7 protein-coding genes are annotated in these 18,547 nt (G+C 67.5%); 2 read left to right on the forward strand and 5 right to left on the reverse strand.

Translation table 11 applies throughout. The features are described 5' to 3' along the window. Window positions 1-200 precede the first annotated feature (200 nt). The 5 genes from VHAB30_RS05190 to yjgA form a co-directional block, all read right to left on the reverse strand. Window positions 201-5,645, reverse strand: coding sequence for an Ig-like domain-containing protein (locus VHAB30_RS05190; protein WP_159276057.1), 5,445 nt, complete (start codon window positions 5,643-5,645; stop codon window positions 201-203). 288 nt (window positions 5,646-5,933) lie between these two features. Continuing rightward, window positions 5,934-10,991: an Ig-like domain-containing protein gene (locus tag VHAB30_RS05195; RefSeq protein WP_159276058.1), complete on the reverse strand. Its 5,058-nt coding sequence runs from the start codon at window positions 10,989-10,991 to the stop codon at window positions 5,934-5,936. Between the two features lie 420 nt (window positions 10,992-11,411). After that, window positions 11,412-14,432 (reverse strand): Ig-like domain-containing protein, encoded by a 3,021-nt coding sequence (locus VHAB30_RS05200; RefSeq protein WP_159276059.1) that lies wholly within the window; start codon window positions 14,430-14,432, stop codon window positions 11,412-11,414. 240 nt (window positions 14,433-14,672) lie between these two features. Next, on the reverse strand, window positions 14,673-15,266 hold the full coding sequence (mog, locus tag VHAB30_RS05205) for a molybdopterin adenylyltransferase (protein ID WP_159276060.1): 594 nt from the start codon (window positions 15,264-15,266) through the stop codon (window positions 14,673-14,675). Next, window positions 15,263-15,922, reverse strand: a complete 660-nt coding sequence (gene yjgA / locus VHAB30_RS05210; protein WP_062476481.1) for a ribosome biogenesis factor YjgA — start codon at window positions 15,920-15,922, stop codon at window positions 15,263-15,265. Before yjgA ends, mog begins: the two co-directional genes overlap by 4 nt. 98 nt (window positions 15,923-16,020) lie before the next feature. Between yjgA and pmbA the strand changes: the two genes are divergently transcribed. Both pmbA and VHAB30_RS05220 read left to right on the forward strand, forming a co-directional pair. Further along, complete coding sequence (gene pmbA, locus VHAB30_RS05215) at window positions 16,021-17,391, forward strand: metalloprotease PmbA (protein ID WP_062476484.1); 1,371 nt, start codon at window positions 16,021-16,023, stop codon at window positions 17,389-17,391. 66 nt (window positions 17,392-17,457) lie between these two features. Then, on the forward strand, window positions 17,458-18,402 hold the full coding sequence (locus tag VHAB30_RS05220; protein WP_070063149.1) for a helix-turn-helix domain-containing protein: 945 nt from the start codon (window positions 17,458-17,460) through the stop codon (window positions 18,400-18,402). Window positions 18,403-18,547: the final 145 nt, after the last annotated feature.

Genomic DNA, 18,547 nt, shown 5'->3' on the forward strand with positions numbered 1-18,547 from the left:
AAGCCCTGTGCAAGGCCATCGGACGAATCTGAAAGCCGAGCGCAAAGGAATAAGCCGGTCCCGAAAGCGCGCACAAAGTCGTGCAGGACGGCACAAGACGATGTGTCGCCGGGCAGAAATGAAAAAACGCGACAGCTGCACGGGGCGGCTGTCGCGTCGAGGGCGGCGCCGATGGGGCGCCGCGTGGCCTGTCTGCAGGCTTAGAGGATGGTCACGTGGACCTTGTCTTCGACCAGCAGTTCGGCAGTGCCGGCGAGGTTGGTGTAGACGCTGTAGGTCACGCCGCCCACCGTGGCATTGCCGCCTTGGGTCCAGCTGTCGTTGCCGCCCAGCAGGTTCACATCACCATTGGCGCCATTGACCAGCATCTGCACCTTGCCGTCGGCCGTGACCATGTCGCGCATGCCACCGGCGAGCACGTCGCTGGCGTGCAGCGCCAGCGTGTTGCCGCCGGCGCCCAGGTCGAACTTCTCGATGCCCTGGATCTTCAGGCCGAAGGCCGACAGGTCGATGTGCATGGCCTTGCCGTCCATCACCAGGGTATCGATGCCAAGACTGCCTTCAACGCGCTCGAAGTCGCCGCTGTTGATGCGGATGGTGTCGTCGCCCGATCCGCCATGCACCGTGTCGCCCGTGCCGACCTTCGTGAAGGTGTCGTTGCCGGCGCCGCCTTCGAGGCGGTCGGCAAAGCCGAGCCTGGCGATGAGCGTGTCGTCGCCTTGGGTCCAGGCCTGCGTCGCGTGGTCGAGCGCACCGTCCGATACGAGGTCGAGGCTGAAGGCCTTGAGCGCGACGTTGCTGAGCTTGACGGTCACGCCTTGCTGCACCAGCAGCTCGGCGGCGAGCGTCGAGTGCTGGTAGCCGTCGTACACCACGCCTGCCAGCGTGACGACGCCGACCTTCTTCACCCAGTCGCCCTGATCGACGCCGGGCGCCAGCAGGTCGCTCAGGTTCACGGTGTCGCCGGCATTGCCCTTGACCATCATCTGCACGCGGCTCTTGTCTCCCTGGTAGAACAGGTCGACCCCACCGTTGTTCAGCACTTCGGCCAGCGACAGCGTCAGCGTGTTGTAGTTGGTGCCCGTGATGTCGATGATCTCCATCGAGCTCAGCTTGGTGCCGACCTTGGTCAGGTCGAGCACGTGCGCGTAGCCCATGAGCTTGAGCGTGTCGATGCCGCTGCCACCGTGGATGGCCGCGGTGGCCTGGTTGAAGTAGCTCGCGGCGCTGACCTGCAGCGACACCACGTCGTCGCCCGCGCTGCCGTAGAAGGTCTCGGGGGCGTAGTCGATCAGGTTCGGGTCGCGCGTTTCCGCCACGTGGTTCACCACCTTCTGGCTGAATGCATCCAGCGTGACGCTCGTGCTCAGCGAGATCACCTTGAACGAGCCGATGTCCACCAGCTCCGCCGAGGTGTAGGCGAACACCTTGGTGTGGCGCGCGTCGGTGCCGCCGATGAAGTTCTCGGTATGAATCAGGTTGCCCTTGACGTCGAACACCTGGATCTGCGCGCCCATGGCGTTGTCGATGCCGGTCAGGCGCAGCGTGAAGTAGTTCGCCGGCTTGTCCAGGGTGAACAGGGCGTTGGCCTGCGTGGCGTCGTTCAGCGTGAGGCCCGCCAGTGCCGTCGTGGTTGCGACCGTCTTGGCCAGCGTGCCCGTGGTCGTGACCTTGAAGCCGGTGCCGGTGTACACGTCGCCTACCGGCGCCTTCTGCAAGGTGTCGCCCACCGTCGTCAGGGTGGCCGTGCCCACCACGTCATACGGCTTGGACACCGCGCCGAGCGCGCCGTCCTTGCCGATGACCTGCGCGGTGACCGCGAAGTCCTTCGCCGCGCCCTGGTAGGAGTACGTGACCGTCGAAGGCACGTTGATCGTGGCCAGGCCGGTGTTGATGTCCAGCTGTGTCAGCACCTGGTCGTAGGTGCTCATGCCCCACTGGATGTGCACGGTGTCACCGGCCTTGGCGCCCGTGCCGGTGAGTGACAGCACCATCTGCGAGCCGTCCTGGGCCTTCGCCGTGGTGTAGGTGCCTTCGGCGTCCGCAATGCGCAGGATGGCGGGCGCCGCCGCCGGGGCCGTCCACGTCATGTCCTGGCTGCTCAGCACGCCGCTGGTGCGGCCCTTGTCGTCGACGATGCGGGTCTGGATCTTCCAGTCGCCCGAGTGCGCCTGCATGTCGACGAAAGCCCAGTTTCCGCCGTTCAGCGTCGCGTTGTGCCAGCTGGCGCCACCGTCGGTGGAAACTTGCAGCGACAGGCCGTCGCCCAGTGCAGCTTTGAGGGTGCCGGCAATGAGGCGGCCGGCGCTGTCGTCCGCGGTGACGTGGTTTCCGGCCACCCCTTCGTCCTTGCCCACCAGGGTCACGGTGACCGCGTCGGCACCGAGCACGGGTGCCTTGTCGGTGATGTACAGCTTCGACGTCTGGCTCTCGCCCTTGCTGTTGACGGCGGTGTAGCCATAGACGTACTCGATGTCGTCCACGAGCTGCAGCGTGCTGGTGGCGTACTTGCGGAAGATGTAGTCGCCCGCGGCATGGCCGCTCGCGGTCTTCATGTACACGGTGAGCTGCCCTGCATCGGTGCGCAGCGTCAGCACACCCGACGCCGCGTCGTACAGCGCGACCACCTTGCCGCTGGGGTTGTCCACCACCAGCTTGTCTGCGGCGGTGATGCGGAACACCTCGTTGCCGATGGTGAACTGGCTGATCTTCGCCTTGGCGTCCATGACCACTTGCGTGTCGTTCTCCAGCAGGCTGCCGTAGGCCCAGGCCACGAACATCTGGTCGATCACCGCGTCCTTCAGCTTGGCCGGGTCAGAGACGGCCACCGTCGTTCCGCTGGTCGACACCTGGTTCAGGGCGGGCAGGCCGACGTCCGAGCCGATGGCCACGGTGGTGACCTCGATCTGGTTCGCTGTCGCCGTCTTGCCGTCCGGGTCGCTCATCAAGGCCTGCCATTGCTTCAGCGTTGCGGCGCTGGTGGCGTAGGGGTAGGGGTGGCCGTCGGACAGGAAGAACACCTGTTTCGTCTTGAACGGGTTGTTGCCCGCAGCGGCGTACTCTGCCTTGATGAGCTGGCCTGCCAGGGTCAGTGCGGCGTCGTAGTTGGTGACCTCATTTCTCGAGACCGTCGAATCGATGGCCGCGAGCAGCTTGATGTAGTTCGGGTCTTTCTCTCCGGTGAAAGTGAACGTCCCCTTGTGGGTCGCACTGTCCCCGAACGCGATCAGGCTGAACGTGGCCGGCACGTTCATCTTGGCGTACGCCTCGGCCAGCGCCCGCATGGACTGGACCTGGTTCGCGCTCTTGGCCCCCGCCATGCTGCCGGAAACGTCCGCAACGAAGGTCACGCTGATCGACTTCTTGCTGTCGAGCAGGCTGGCGTAGTCGTCGCCGCTGTTGTCCACGCTGAAATCGATCGCCTTGGAGGGCGCGCTGCTGTTGCCCGCCGCGTCGACGACCGTGTGACTGAAGCTGTGCTGGCCGATGTCCAGCGGCACGGAAGGCGTGAATGTCCAGTCGCCTGTGTCGTTGGTCTGCGTGTGGCCGATTTCCTTGCCGTGGTCGTAGATGAAGACGGTGGTGTTCGGCTCGGCCTTGCCCGAATACGTCGGCGTGATGTCATCGGTGACGGAGCCATGGGAAATGGGGCCTTGAATCGCCCCGGCGTCGTCCGTCAGTACAGCGTCCGACGCTGAAGGCGCCGTGTAGTCGGTGCTCAGCACGAACTCGCTGGACGGCGCGCTCACGTTGCCTGCCTTGTCGGTGGCCGTGACCGTGAACTTGTGTTCACCCTCGGCCAGCGGCGACGTCGGCGTGTAGTTCCAGTTGCCGCTGCCGGCGGCCACCACCGTGCCGAGCTTGGCCGCACCGTCGTACACCGTCACGGTGCTGCCGGGCTCGGCCTTGCCCGCCAACGTGGGCGAGGGGTCATCGGTCACGCCGCCGTTGGGCAGCAGGCCCTGCTTGCTGCCCACGTCGTCGACCGCCGTGTCGATGGTCGGCGTATTCGGTGCCACGGTGTCGATCGTGAAGCCGAAGACCGGGGTCGGGTTGCTCACGTTGCCCGCCAGGTCGGTGGCCGTGGCGGTGATGTTGTGCCGGCCCTGGGCCATGTCGGCAGAAGGCGTGAAGCTCCAGGTGCCATCGGGCTGCACGATGGTGCTGCCCAGGAAGTACCCGCTGGCATACACCTTGATGGTGGTGCCGGCCTTGCCTGAGCCCTGGATCTCGGGGCGCGGGTCGTCGGTCAGGCCGTCGGCCGCGATCGGGCCCTTGACGCTGCCCTGGTCATCCATCACCCGGTCGATCGACACCGGCACACCCTTGGTGTCGATGACGATGTTCAGGGACTCTCCCTGGCCGCTGCTGTTGCCTGCAGGGTCCACCACCTCGGTGGTCAGCGCGTGCGGGCCGTCCGCCAGCGGCGTGGTGGGCGTGAACGTCCAGTCGCCGTGGGCGTCGACCGGTGCCTCGCCGATCTTCACGCCGTTGTCGTACACGTTGACCGTCGCGCCGGGCTCCGCCTTGCCGTTGAGGGTGGGCTTGTTGTCGTCGGTGGTGTCGCCGTTCAACAGCGGGCCGGTCTTGCCGCCCACGTCGTCGATCACCTCCAGGCCCGTGACCTGGCCGGGGGGCTGCGTGTCCACCGAGAAGTTCCAGATGCCGGTCGCATCGCTGGTCTGGCCCAGCGCGTTGGTCGCGGTGGCGGTGATGTCGTGCGGGCCATCGGCCAGCGGGACGTCGGGCGTGAAGTGCCAGGTGCCGGTGGGGTCGGTCACGGTCTCGCCCAGGTAGGTGCCGTGGTCGTAGACCTTGACCGTGGTGCCTGCCTGTGCCGTGCCGATGATGGTGGGCCTGGCGTCGTCGGTCACTTCGCCCTTTTGCAGCATGTGCACCTCACCCACGTCGTCCTTGACGTTCTGGATCGACGGAACCTCCGGACGCCCTGTCTCCACATTCACCTGGTAGCGCCCGGTGGGCGCGGTCTCGTTGCCGGCGGCGTCGCGTTCCACGAGCATGAAGGTGTTCCGGCCGGCAGCCAGAGGGGCCTCGACCTGGAAGGTCCACTGGCCGTTCTCGCCGATGGTGGCCTGGCCCAGCTCATGGGTGCCGGTGGCGTCCCGGACCATCACGGTGACGGTGTGGCCGGGCACGCCGGTGCTGATGCCGCTGAGCAGCGGGCGTGCATCGTCGGTGGTGGCGCCCGAGGCCACGTTGCCGGTGACGCCGCCCACGGCGTCGGCGACGCCGGTCACGGCCAGCCGGCTGGCGTCGGGCGGGGTCACGTCGATCTCGAAGTTGAACGCGGCGGAGGGCTCGCTCTCTTCGCCGGCCGCGTTGCGTGCGACAACGGTGATGGCGTGGTGGCCTTCGAGCAGGTCGGTCGACGGCGTGAACTCCCACAGGCCGTTCTCAGCGACCGTGGTCCTGCCGATCTCGGTGCCGTTGTCGCGGATGACGATGGTGTCGCCCGGCGTGCCCTGGCCGCGGAAGTCGGGCTGGCGGTCGTCGGTGATGCCGCCGTGGGCGATGGTGCCCTGGATGTCGCCTGCGTTGTCGGCGGTGTTGCCGAGGGTGGGGGGCGCCAGTGCGAAGGTCGATGCGTCGGCGCCTGTTGCGGGACCGATGTTCTGGTGAGGCATGAAATTCCTGTGTTCTGAGATGAAAAAAACCGGATCGGCGCGCGAACACATGCGGCGCGATCAACGCGGATTGGGGGAGCGAGCACTCTAGGAACAGCCCCCGTGCGCGGCTATCGGACGAATCTGAAAGCCAGGCGCGAAGAGATAAGCCGGTGCTGAAAATGCGGGCAACGCTGTCCGCCAATGGCTTGGTGCCGAGAGATGGAAATGAAAAACGCGACAGTCGCACGGGGCAGCTGTCGCGTTGAGGGCGACGCCGATGGGGCGCCGCATGGCCTGTCTGCAGGCTTAGAGGAGGGTCACGTGGACCTTGTCCTCGACCAGCAGCTCGGCGGTACCTGCGAGGTTGGTGTAGACGCTGTAGGTCACGCCGCCGACGGCGGTGTTGCCACCCTGGCTCCAGCCATCGTCACCCGCGCTGCCGCCCAGCAGGTTCACATCGCCGTTGGCGCCGTTGACCAGCATCTGCACCTTGCCATCGGCCGTGACCATGTCACGCATGCCACCGGCCAGCAGGTCGCTGGTGTGCAGCGCCAGCGTGTTGCCGCCCGCACCCAGGTCGAACTTCTCAAAGCCTTGCAGCTTCAGGCCGAAGGCGGCCAGGTCGATGCGCATGGCGGTGCCGTCCATGACGAGGGTGTCGATGCCCAGGCCGCCGTCGACGCGCTCGAAGTCGCCGCTGAGCACGTGGATGACGTCGTTGCCCGCACCGCCATGCACCACGTCGCCCGTGCCGACGTGGGTGAAGGTGTCGTTGCCGGCGCCACCTTCGAGGCGGTCGGCAAAGCCGAGTCGGGCGATGAGCGTGTCGTCGCCTTGGGTCCAGGCCTGCGTCGCGTGATCGAGCGCACCGTCCGATACGAGGTCGAGGCTGAAGGCCTTGAGCGCGACGTTGCTGAGCTTGACGGTCACACCCTGCTGCACCAGCAGCTCGGCGGCGAGCGTCGAGAACTGGTACACGTCGTACGCCACGCCCTGCACGGTGACGCTGCCCTTCTTGAGCCAGTCGCCCTGGTCGTTCTTGTTGGGCAGCAGGTCGCTCAGGTTCACGATGTCACCGGCATTGCCCTTGACCATCATCTGCACGCGGCTCTTGTCGCCCTGGTGGAACAGGTCGATGCCGCCGTTGTTCAGCACCTCGGCCAGCGACAGCGTCAGCGTGTTGTTGCCCGCGCCCGTGAGGTCGATGATTTCCATGGCGCTGAGCTTGCCCGCCGCCTTGGTCAGGTCGAGCACATGCGAGGCGCCCACGAGCTTCAGGGTGTCGATGCCGCTGCCGCCGTGGATGGCTGCCGTAGCCTGGTTGAAGTAGGTCGCTGAACTCACCTGCAGCGACACCACGTCGTCGCCCGCGCTGCCGTAGAAGGTTTCGGGTGCGTACTCGATCAGGTTCGGGTCGCGCGTTTCCGCCACGTGGTTCACCACGCGTTGGCTGAACGCGTCGAGCGTCACGCTCGGGCTGAGTGCCGTGACCTGGAACGAGCCGATGTCGACCAGCGCCGCCGAGGTATACGTGAACACCTTGGTGTGGCGCGCGTCTGTGCCGCCGATGAAGTTCTCGGTGTGGATGAGGTTGCCCTTCACGTCGAACACCTGGATCTGCGCACCCGTGGCGTTGTCGATGCCGGTCAGGCGCAGCGTGAAGTAGTTCGCTGGCTTGTCCAGGGTGAACAGGGCGTTGGCCTGCGTGGCGTCGTTCAGCGTGAGTCCCGCCAGTGCCGTCGTGGTCGCGACCGTCTTGGCCAGCGTGCCCGTGGTCGTGACCTTGAAGCCGGTGCCCGCGTACACGTCGCCCACCGGTGCCTTCTGCAAGGTGTCGCCCACGGCCGTCAGGGTGGCCGTGCCCACCACGTCATACGGCTTGGACACCGCGCCCAGCGCGCCGTCCTTGCCGACGATCTGCACGGTGACCGCGAAGTCCTTCGCCGCGCCCTGGTACGAGTAGGTCACGGTCGCCGGCACCTTGAGGGTGGCGGTGCCATTGGTGATATCGGCCTGCGTCAGCACCTGGTCGTACGTGCTCATGCCCCACTGCACATGCACCTTGTCGCCGGCCTGGGCGCCCGTGCCGGCGAGCGACACGTTCACCAGCGAGCCGTCTTGCGCCTTCGTGGTGGTGTAGATGCCTTCGGCCTCCGCAATGCGCGTGATGACGGGAGCCCCGGGCGCGTCGAGCAGCGTGACCTCGCGCTCGACCACCGGGCTGCTGTGACCCTGGCCGTCGCTCACGCGGGCCTGCACGCGCCAGTCGCCGCCGTGCGCCTGGGTGTCCACGAAGGCCCAGGCCTTGCCGTTGACTGCGGCGTCGTGCCAGGTCTGGCCGCCGTCGACCGACACCTGGACCTTCAGGCCGTAGGGCAGGGCGCCGCTGAGGCTGCCGGTGACCACGCGGCCGGCGCTGCCGTCGGCCGTCACGAAGTCGGTGGCGATGCCGCTGTCCTTGCCCAGGCTGTCGATGGTGAGCGTCGTGCCCACGCCCAGCGTGACCGTTACGCCCTGCTGCACCAGCAGGTCGGCGCCGAAGCCCGAGTGCGCGTACACGGTGTAGACCACGCCGTGGAGGGTGACGGTGCCGTTCTCGACCCAGTCGCCCGGGAAGGTGCCGTCGGGCAGCAGGCCGCTCAGCGCGACCGCGTCGCCGGCATTGCCCTTGACCAGCATCTGCACGCGGCCGTTGGCCACGAACTGGTCGACCGCGCCGTTCTCCATCACGTTGGCGAGCGACAGGTTGAGCGTGTTGTTGCCCGTGCCGGTGAGGTCGACGACCTCGACCGAGCTGAGCTTGGCGCCGAGCGCGACCAGGTCCAGCGTCTGGTTGGCGCCGGTCAGCTTCAGGGTGTCGAGCCCGCCGTTGCCGGCAATGCCCGAGTCGCTGAAGTCGGCCACGGCCCCTACCTTGAAGACGTTGTTGCCCGCATCGCCGTGCAGCACCGCCGCGCTGTCGGCCGTGAGCGTGAACACGCCGGTCGTGGCGACCTTGCCGCTGCTGGAGATCTGGATGTTGTCGATCCACAGCTGGTCGTTGCCGCGCTGACCCGCGTTGTAGTAGGTGACGATCTCGAACCTGGAGAACGACTTGCCGGTCGACGCGACATCGATGTTGATGGTGCCATTCAGGGGCGCCATGCTGGCGCTGTGCAGCAGGCTGCCGTCCTTGGCGTACAGCCGGATGGTGGCGTAGTTGTTGTTGTCGCCGATGTAGAAGCTGAGCTTGTCGCCCACCAGGCCGCCGTCGAGCGACACGCGGATGCTGCCTGCGACCCAGAGCGCGTTCGAGTACGGCTTCTGGTGCATGTAGGGGGTGTAGTAGCTGGAATACAGGCCCTGCGGGTAGGTCATGCCGCTGACCGAGCCGCCGCTGGAGGACAGGCTGTAGAAGCTCAGGCTGCCGAGCTTGTAGGAGGCGCCCGTCGGCAGGCTGATCGCGCCGGAGATGGCGTTGAAGTTCTCCAGGTACACCGACTCCCGCAGCGACTCGGCCGACACGTTGCCGGCCTTGTCCACCAGGCCGGCGGTGGTCTGGCTGCCCAGTGCGAAGGGCGCGTTGATGACGACGCGACCGGCCGCCACGTCCGCGGCCGTCAGCACGTGGTCGTAGCGCTTGTCGCCTTGGGTCAGGGTGATGCGGCCACCGACTTCCGCGTTGGCCTTGTCGAACGCCACCGTGGCCTGCGAGCCGTTGATCGTCATCGCGGTCGGGGCTGCGGGTGCGGTGGTGTCCAGAGCCACGGTGTGCGAGTTCACGGGGCCTGCATTGCCTGCCGCATCGACGACGCGTGTCTGCACCGTCCAGCCGCCGGCGTGGCTGTGGTCGTCCTGCGCGCTCCACTTGTCGCCCGTGACGATGGCCGCTTTCCAGGTGGTGCCGCCGTCGGTCGACACCTGCAGGGTCTCGCCCGCGCCCAGGGGCGCCGTCAGGCTGCCGCGCATCAGGCGGCCCGCGCTGCCGTCGTTGGTGAGGAAGTCGCTGTCGCTCGTGCCGCTGTCCTTGCCGAGGGCGGTGAGCGTGGCGGTCTGCGTTGGCGCCGTCGTGTCCACGGTGAAACCGAACGGGTCGGACGGTGCGCTGGTGTTGCCCGCCCGGTCGATGGCGGCCACCGTGATGCGGTGCGGGCCTTCGCTCAGCGCGGTGGTCGGTGTGAACGTCCAGTGGCCCGACGCGTCGGCCTGCACGCGGCCGATCTCCACGCCGTCGTCGTACACGACGACGGTGCTGTTGGCCTCGGCCGTGCCGGTGAAGGCGGGGCGCGTGTCGTCGGTGGTCGCGCCGTCGGCCATGTTCGGGGTGACGATGCTGCCCACGTCGTCGGCCACCGACACGATGACCGGCGCCTGCGGCGCGGTGGTGTCGACCACGAAGTCCCAGGCATTGCTGGCGTCGCTGGTCTGGCCCAGCGGGCTGGTGGACGTGGCGGTGATGTGGCGCGGCCCGTCGGGCAGCGCGGCCGTGGGCGTGAATGCCCAGCGGCCATTGGCGTCGGCCACGACTTCGCCCAGGAAGGTGGCGCCGTCGTAGAGCTTCACGGTGTGGTGGGCCGGCGCCGTGCCGGCCAGGGCCGGCCGGGCGTCGTCGGTCACTTCGCCCTGCTGCAGCGTGTGCGGCGTGCCCACGTCGTCGTACACGCTCTCGATCACGGGCGGCGAAGGCGCGTCGGTGTTGACCGTCACGCGGTACGGCGCCGTGAGCGCGGTCTCGTTGCCCGCCGCGTCCTTCTCGTAGACACGGATCACGTTCAGGCCCGCGGCCAGCGGCGGGTCGACCTGCAGCGTCCAGCGGCCGCCTTCGCCGATGGTGGCGCGGCCCAGCTCGCGCTCGCCGCCGGCGTCCTTCACCATCACGATGACGGTGTGGCCGGGCACGCCGGAGCTGGCGCCGCTGATCACCGGGCTGGCATCGTCGGTGGTGCCGCCCGAGGCCACGTTGCCGGTGACGCTGCCCACGGCGTCCATGACACCGGTGATGGCCAGCTGGCTGGCGTCGGGCGGGGTCACGTCGATCTCGAAGTTGAACGCGGCGGAGGGTTCGCTCTCTTCGCCGGCCGGGTTGCGCGCGACGACCGTGATGGCGTGCAGGCCCTCGAGCAGGTCGGTCGACGGCGTGAATTCCCACTGGCCGTTCTCGGCGACTTCGGTGGTGCCGATCAGCACGCCGTTGTCGCGGATGAGGATGGTGTCGCCCGGCGTGCCCTGGCCGTGGAAGTCGGGCTGGCGGTCGTCGGTGACGCCGCCGTGGGCAATCGGGTCCTGGATGTCGCCGGCGTTGTCGAGGGCGCCGTCCACCACGGGTGGGGTCGGTGCGCTGCTGCCGGTGCCGGCTTCGAATGGCGTGCGTTCGTCAGGGGGCATCGACGATGGCGCGACAGTCCATCCGTTGGTGCTCGTGGCGGAATCAATTTTTTGGTCGTCGACAACGACGTTTGTTTTCTCGGGTGCCATGCGGTTTCTGTGCTCTCAATAAGAAGTCGACCGGATCGGCGTGCCTGTGCACGTTGTGCGATCCACGGTCTGGGGGATCGGGCACTCTAGGGAGAAGGGGCACGCAAGGCCATCGGACGAATCTGAAACGCGAGCGCGAAGGCATGAGCCGGCGCTGATGAGCGAACAAAGTCGGCGGGGAAGGCACGGGGGTGAACAAGGGCTTCGGAATGCAGACCGTTGGGACGGGCGGGGCGATGGCTGGCAAGAAAGAAAAAACGCGACAGGCGCTCGAGGCGGCTGTCGCGTAGGGCGCCTCGCATCCGGCGCGGGTTGCACCGGTGCGATGGCCTACAGGATCGTCACGTGGACCTTGTCCTCGACCAGCAGCGCGGCGCCGGCGAGGTTGGAGTAGACGTGGTCGGCGGTGCCGCTCACTGTGGCATCGCTGCCCTGGACGCCGCCGCCGTCGCCGGGCGGGTCGACCTCGCCGTGGGTGCCGGCTGGCTGCATCTGCACCGTGCCGTCGGGAGACACCGGGTTCTGCGCGCCCTGCGCCGTCTTCAGGTCGAGGGCCGACAGGTCGATGAGCATGGCTTTGCCGTCCATCACGAGGGTGTCGACGCCCAGGCCGCCAGGGACGCGCGCGAAGTCGCCGTCGCCATGGAGGCGGGCGGTGTCGTCACCCGCGCCGTCCTCCAACCGGTCTGCATAACCGAATCGGGCGATGTGTGTTTCATCGCTGTCGGTGAGCGGTGGTGTTGCCCCGGGTCCGGCATCGCTGAACGTGTCGGAGGTGTTTTGCAGGTTGACCGTCACGCCCTGCTGCACCAGCAGTGCCGCATCGAAGCCCGAGTGCGCGTACTCCTCGTAGACCACGCCCTCGATGGTCACGTTGGCGCCCCTCACCCAGTCGCCGGGGTCGGTGCCGTTGGGCAGCGCGTCCGACAGCGTCACCGCATCGCCGGCGTCGCCCTTGACCAGCATCTGCACGCGGCCGTTGGCAACGAACTGATCGACCGCGCCGTTCTCCAACACGTCGGCCAGCGACAGCTTCAAGGTGTTGTCGCCCGTGCCGGTGAGGTCGACGACTTCGACGCCGCTGAGCTTGCCCGTGACCGAACTCAGGTCGAGTGTCTGGTCCGCGCCGGTCAGGGTGAGGGTGTCCAGTCCTTCGTTGCCGATGACCTTCGCATGGCCGCCCTCGAAGTACGACACGTCGGGAACCAGGAACACGTCGTCTCCCGCCCCGCCGTAGTGGACGTCGGAGCCCGCCTGGATTTCCTGCAGGGTGGGGATGTCCACCAGTTCAGGGTGCGGGTACAGCACGGCGAGGGACAGGTTGTCGACCTCGATCCAGTCGGTTTCGATGCCATCGACGAGCCCGGTACGGATGTCGAACGAGGCAAAGGAAAGCCCGTCGGGCATGATGAATTTCGCGTGCCCGTCGGCCGGAAGGCTGTGGCTTGCTCCGAAGGTGCCTTCGAAGATGACCTTGCCCGATGCGTCGTAGAAGGTGACCGACTGCGTGGTTTGGGAATGCCGCCAGTCGAATTCGATGGCGTTGTAGGTGTTGCCCTTCAGTGATGCGTTGGTCGTGCCGCTGATGTGCCATGCCTGCCCGTGGTCGGGGGAGGCGCTGTCGAAAACGCCGTTGTTCGACGAAGCGTCGGCCGCCGCGTCTTTTCTTGTCAGGAGCAGCATGCCGGCATCGGCTGTTTGTCCCGGTGCAAGGTCGACGGTTTCACCGGCATCGAAGTCTTCCCGTTCGGTGTTCGATCGGATCACCATGTAGGGAGAGTGAACTCCCGTTGCGCTGACCACCGACGCGGCCAGGTTCAGCGAAACGTCGGTCACCGCAACGGTGGCCTGGCCTGCCGCCATGTCTGCCGCCGTCAACAGGTAGTCCACGTTCTGCTTGCCGTTGAGCAGGTGAATCCGGTCGCCCGGCGACACCGCGGCCTTGTCGAAGCTCACGGTCACTTGCCCGTTGCCCAGCACGACCGCAGTGGGCGCGTGGGGCGTGGTGGTGTCCAGGGTCACCGCCTGCACGTTCACCGGTCCCACGTTGCCGGCCAGGTCCACCACGCGCGTCTGCACCGTCCAGTCGCCCGCATGGCTGTGGTCGTCCTGGGCACTCCATTGCATGCCATTCACGAAGGCGGTCTTCCAGGTCTGGCCGCCGTCGGTGGACACCTGCAGGGTTTCGCCGGCCGCGAGCGATGCGCTCAGGCGGCCCGTCATGAGGCGCCCCGCGCTGCCGTCGTTGGTGGTGTGGTCGTCGGCGTTCATGCCGCTGTCCTTGCCGATGCCCGAGACCGTGCTGGTCTGCGTGGGCGCCAGGGTGTCCACCTCGAAGTGCCAGCCGCTGCTCGCGTCGCCGGTCTGGCCCACCGGGCCGGTGGCCGTGGCGGTGATGTGGTGTGCACCCTCGCTCAGGTTGTCTTTGGGCGTGAACGCCCAGGTGCCGTCGGCGCCGGTCTGGGTGGTGCCCAGGACGGTGGTGCCGTCGTGGAACGTCACGGTATGGCCGGGCTGGGCCGTGCCGTGCAGGGTCGGCCGGGCGTCGTTGGTGACCTCGCCGGGGGCCAGCATGTGGGGCATGCCCACGTCGTCGTAGACGTGCTCGATCACCGGGGGCGTCGGCTTGCTGGTGTCGATGGTCACCTGGTAGCGCCCCGTCGGCGCGGTCTCGTTGCCCGCTGCGTCTTTCTCCACGAGCGTGAAGGTATTCAGGCCCGCGGCCAGTGGCGAGATGACCTGCAGCGACCACTGGCCGTTGTCGCCGACGACGGCGTCGCCCAGCGCATGGGTGCCGGTGCTGTCCCTGACCATCACCGTGACGGTGTGGCCGGGCTGGCCGGTGCTTGTGCCGGTGAGCAGCGGGCGGGTGTCGTCGGTGGTCTTGCCGGCGGCCACGTTGCCGGTGATGCCGCCCGCGGTGTCGAGGACGCCGGTGATGGACAGCTTGCTGGCGTTGGGTGGCGTGACGTCGATCTCGAAACTGAACGGGCCCGAAGGCTCGCTCTCGTTGCCGGCGGGGTCGCGCGCCACGATGGTGATGGCGTGATGGCCTTCATTCATGTCGGTCGACGGCGTGAAGGCCCATTGGCCGTCTTCGTCCACGATGGTCTGGCCGATCTCGACGCCGTGGTTCCTGATGAGGATGGTGTCGCCCGGCGTGCCCTGGCCCTGGAACTCGGGTTGGCGATCGTCCGTGACGCCGCCGGCGGCGAGGGTGCCCATGATGTCGCCCGCGTCGTCGATGACGCTGTCCATGGTGGGCGGCTGTGGCGCGAAGGGCCGTGCGCTTGCTGTCTGATCGATGCTCGGGCTGTTGTCGATGAAGACGTTTGCCTTGTTGGATGCCATGCAGTTCCTGTGCTCTGAAAGGGGAAAGAAAGATCGGATCGGGCAGCGAATTCACGCTGTTCGATCCGGCGGCCCGGGCGTCAGGAACTCTAGGAAGAACAGGGGAGCGGAACCATCGGACGGGTCCGATAAAAGCCAGGGCGAGCGATGCGGACGCGAGCGCGCCCCTCGCGCATCGGCGAAGCAAGATGTGTCTTCGGTGGTGAATGCCGCCGCGCGAGAACCGGCGGCGGGGGAGGCTCAGCGCGCGGCGCGAACGGCCGACTTGGGCCGGAAGGCCTTGCAGACCGTGTCGTCGGTCTCGAGGTACGGCCCACCGATCAGGTCGATGCAGTAGGGCACGGCTGCGAAGATGCCGGGCACGAGCTGCGTGCCGTCGGCGTCCTTCAGCCCTTCGAGCGTCTCGGCGATCGACTTGGGCTGGCCCGGCAGGTTGATGATGAGGCTCTGGTCGCGGATGACCGCCACCTGGCGCGAGAGGATGGCGGTCGGCACGAAGCGCAGGCTGATCTGGCGCATCTGTTCGCCGAAGCCGGGCATTTCCTTGTGGGCCACGGCCAGCGTGGCCTCGGGCGTGACGTCGCGCAGCGCGGGACCGGTGCCGCCGGTGGTGAGCACGAGCGAGCAGCCGGCATCGACCAGCTCGATGAGCGTGGCGCTGATGCGGTCGGCCTCGTCCGGGATCAGGCGGGCTTCGAACTCGAGGGGGTTCTTCAGCGCGCGGCCCAGCCAGTCCTTGAGCGCGGGCAGGCCCTTGTCCTCGTAGGTGCCGCTGGAGGCGCGGTCGCTGATGGAGACGATGCCGATGCGCACCGAATCGAAGCCTTCGCTCATGCGTCTTCTTCCCGGTCTTGCGCCGCAGCCGCTTCGGCGTGATCGTCGCCGCCATGCACCGCGAGTTGCGCGCGCACGAGCTGGAAGATCTCGCGGTAGGCCTTGCCCTGGCGCGGCGCCTCGCCGGCGGGGCCGGACTTCAGGTCCTTGCGGGCCTGGCGCACGAGGGCGCGCAGCTGCTGGGAGTCGGTGGCGGGGTGGGTTTCGATCCAGCCGCCGAGGGCGTCGTCGTCGGCGATCAGGCGTTCGCGCCAGCGTTCGGCCTCGTGCAGCGCGGCGGCTTCGGCGGCCGGCACGGTGTTCTGCTCGGTCAGGGCCTGCTTCACGGCCTCGAGCACCTCGGGGTCGAGGGCGCGCATGAGCTTGCCGATGAACTGCATCTGGCGGCGCTTGCCCTCGAAATTGGTGATGCGTTTCGCCTCGGCGATGGCGTCGACCAGTTTCTCGCTCAGCGGAAGGGCGTCGAACAGGCCGGCACGCAGGGTGAGCAGTTCTTCGCCCAGTTTCTGCAGTTCGGCGCTCTCGCGCTTGAGTTCGGTGCGGCTGGCTTCGTCGGTGCCGCCCTTGAGCTCGCGCTTGAGCTCCAGGTCGAGTTCGCTGCCTTCGGCAACGAAGTGGCCACGGACGAAATAGCCTTTTTTGGGTTTGCGGGACATGGGGTGGATTCTGGGCCGCGCCGTGCGGCGCTGCAACGCGCACAGGGGGCGCGGAAGGGAAAACGTGAAACAGGGGGCGCAAGTATCATAGCCACCACATGACGACATCCTCCTCGCGCGCCGATTCCGGCTTCGCCTACAGCCGCTCCTTCTTCGAAAACCTGGTCGATTCGGCCCTGGCCCACGCCAAAAAGCTCGGGGCCACCGACGCCGGCGCCGAGGCCTCCGAGGGCTGCGGCCTGAGCGTCTCGGTGCGCAAGGGCGAGCTCGAGAACGTCGAGCGCAACCGCGACAAGTCGCTGGGCATCACGGTCTACGTGGGCCACCGCCGCGGCAACGCCAGCACCTCCGACTTTTCCGAGGCGGCCATCGCCCGCACGGTGCAGGCGGCCTACGACATCGCCCGCTTCACGGCCGAAGACCCGGTGAGCGGCCTGCCCGACGAGGAGGACATCGCCAAGGTGCAGCCCGAGCTCGACCTGTTCCACCCCTGGGACGTGACGAGCGAGCAGGCCGCCAAGCTGGCGCTGGAGTGCGAGGCGGCGGCGCTGTCGACCGACAAGCGCATCACCAACAGCGAAGGCGCCGGCGTCTCGGCGCAGCAGAGCCACTTCTTCAGCGCCCACACGCACGGCTTTCGCGGTGGCTACGCCAGCTCGCGGCACTCGATTTCGGTGGCGCCCATCGCCGGCAAGGGCGACGACATGCAGCGCGACGCCTGGTACAGCTCGATGCGCTCGGCCGACGAACTGGCCAGCCCGCAGGCCGTGGGCCGCTACGCCGCCGAGCGCGCGCTGAGCCGCCTGAAGTCGCGCAAGATCAAGACCACCGAATGCCCGGTGCTGTTCGAGTCGCCGCTGGCCGTGGGCCTCTTGGGCGGGCTGGTGCAGGCCGTGAGCGGCGGGGCGCTGTACCGCAAGAGCACCTTCCTGCTCGACTCGCTGGGCAAGCCGGTGCTGCCCAAGCACGTCGACGTGGCCGAAGACCCGCACGTGCTGCGCGGCAAGGGCAGCTCGCCCTTCGACGACGAAGGCGTGATCACCCGCGCCCGCAAGGTGGTCGATGCCGGCCGCCTCGAAGGCTACTTTCTCTCGACCTATTCGGCGCGCAAGCTGGGCATGAAGACCACCGGCAACGCCGGCGGCTCGCACAACCTGACGCTGAGCTCGCGCCTCACGAAGCACGGCGACGACCTCGACGCCATGCTCGCCAAGCTCGGCACCGGCCTGTTCGTGATCGAGCTGATGGGGCAGGGCGTCAACTACGTGACGGGCGACTATTCGCGCGGCGCCAGCGGTTTCTGGGTGGAAAACGGCCGCATCGCCTATCCGGTGCAGGAAATCACGATTGCCGGCAATTTGCGTCAGATGCTGATGGGAATTGAAGCGATTGGCGCAGATGCTTACACTTTCGGCGCAAAAACCACGGGGTCGATCCTGGTCAACCGCATGAAGGTGGCGGGCGCCTGACAGGCCCTGCCGCTCGCAACGGCGCTGGCTCGACGACCCCTCCATTCAAGGACAGGGGGACAGGACATGAGCAAACACAGCGCCGTACGCAAGCCGGCCCTCGAACACGAACTGCTGCGCGACCCGCGCCTGGGCTTCGAGCCGGCGGGCAGCAGTTCGGTGCGCTGCCTGCAGCACGGCGTGCCCTGGCCCTTCGACTGCTGGCACTACCACGACGAGTACGAGTTGCAGTGCATCAACCGCACCAGCGGCGACGCCTTCGTCGGCAACCACATCGGCCGCTTCGAGCCCGGCTATGTCGCCCTGGTGGGCGCGCGGCTGCCCCACACCTGGATCTCGCACGACGTGCCGCCCGAGGGCGTGGCCGACCGCAGCATGGTGATCCATTTCCGCGACGCGCCCCTGCGCCAGGGCGTTGACCTGTTCCCCGAGCTGGAAACCGTGCTGCCGATGCTCGACCGCGCCAAGCTGGGCATCGAGTTCTTCGGCATCGGCGACCTCGTGCGCGAGCGCTTCGGGCGCGTGCAGAAGCAAAAGGGCATGGCCCGGCTGTCGGAGTTCATCGGCCTGCTGCACGAGCTCGCCAGCTGGAGCGACTGGCGCCAGATCTCGAGCAACGCCGACCCGAGCGACGAGGACCCCACGGCCAACACCCGCATGCGCCGCGTGCTCGACTACCTGCACGCCCATCTGGCCGAAGAGCTCTCGCTGCCCACCGTGTGCGGCGTCGCCAACATGGCCGAGAGCAGCTTCTCACGCTACTTCCACAAGCACATGGGCAGCACCTTCACCGACTTCGTCACGCGGCTGCGCATCACCAAGGCCTGCGAGATGCTGCAGGTGTCCGACCGGCTGGTGAGCGACATCTGCTACGAGGTCGGCTTCTCGAACCTCGCGAACTTCAACCGCCGCTTCCTGCAGCTCAAGGGCATGACGCCCTCGGCCTACCGGCAGCAGGCGCAGGAGCGTTTCGGCCTGCGCAGCGCGCAGCACACGCCACTCGCTGCCTGATGGCCGACTAATACGCGCTTGCCTCTCGGGCTAAACCCCGAGACGGCTTGGCAGCAAAGTATCAGACGCCCGGTGGGCGTGTAGGAGGCCTTTCGGATCGGCCGCCTAACCTTTGTTTCGTTGCTTCTGCCGGCATTTCGCCGGC

Source organism: Variovorax boronicumulans (assembly GCF_009811375.1).
Lineage (GTDB): Bacteria > Pseudomonadota > Gammaproteobacteria > Burkholderiales > Burkholderiaceae_C > Variovorax > Variovorax boronicumulans.

What these genes read in the sequence shown, in the direction of transcription:
- VHAB30_RS05190 (WP_159276057.1), bottom strand. Translation starts at nt 5,645, where the DNA reads ATGCCTCACCAGAACATCGGTCCCGCAACAGGCGCCGACGCATCGACC.
- VHAB30_RS05195 (WP_159276058.1), bottom strand. Translation starts at nt 10,991, where the DNA reads ATGCCCCCTGACGAACGCACGCCATTCGAAGCCGGCACCGGCAGCAGC.
- VHAB30_RS05200 (WP_159276059.1), bottom strand. Translation starts at nt 14,432, where the DNA reads ATGGCATCCAACAAGGCAAACGTCTTCATCGACAACAGCCCGAGCATC.
- mog (WP_159276060.1), bottom strand. Translation starts at nt 15,266, where the DNA reads ATGAGCGAAGGCTTCGATTCGGTGCGCATCGGCATCGTCTCCATCAGC.
- yjgA (WP_062476481.1), bottom strand. Translation starts at nt 15,922, where the DNA reads ATGTCCCGCAAACCCAAAAAAGGCTATTTCGTCCGTGGCCACTTCGTT.
- pmbA (WP_062476484.1), top strand. Translation starts at nt 16,021, where the DNA reads ATGACGACATCCTCCTCGCGCGCCGATTCCGGCTTCGCCTACAGCCGC.
- VHAB30_RS05220 (WP_070063149.1), top strand. Translation starts at nt 17,458, where the DNA reads ATGAGCAAACACAGCGCCGTACGCAAGCCGGCCCTCGAACACGAACTG.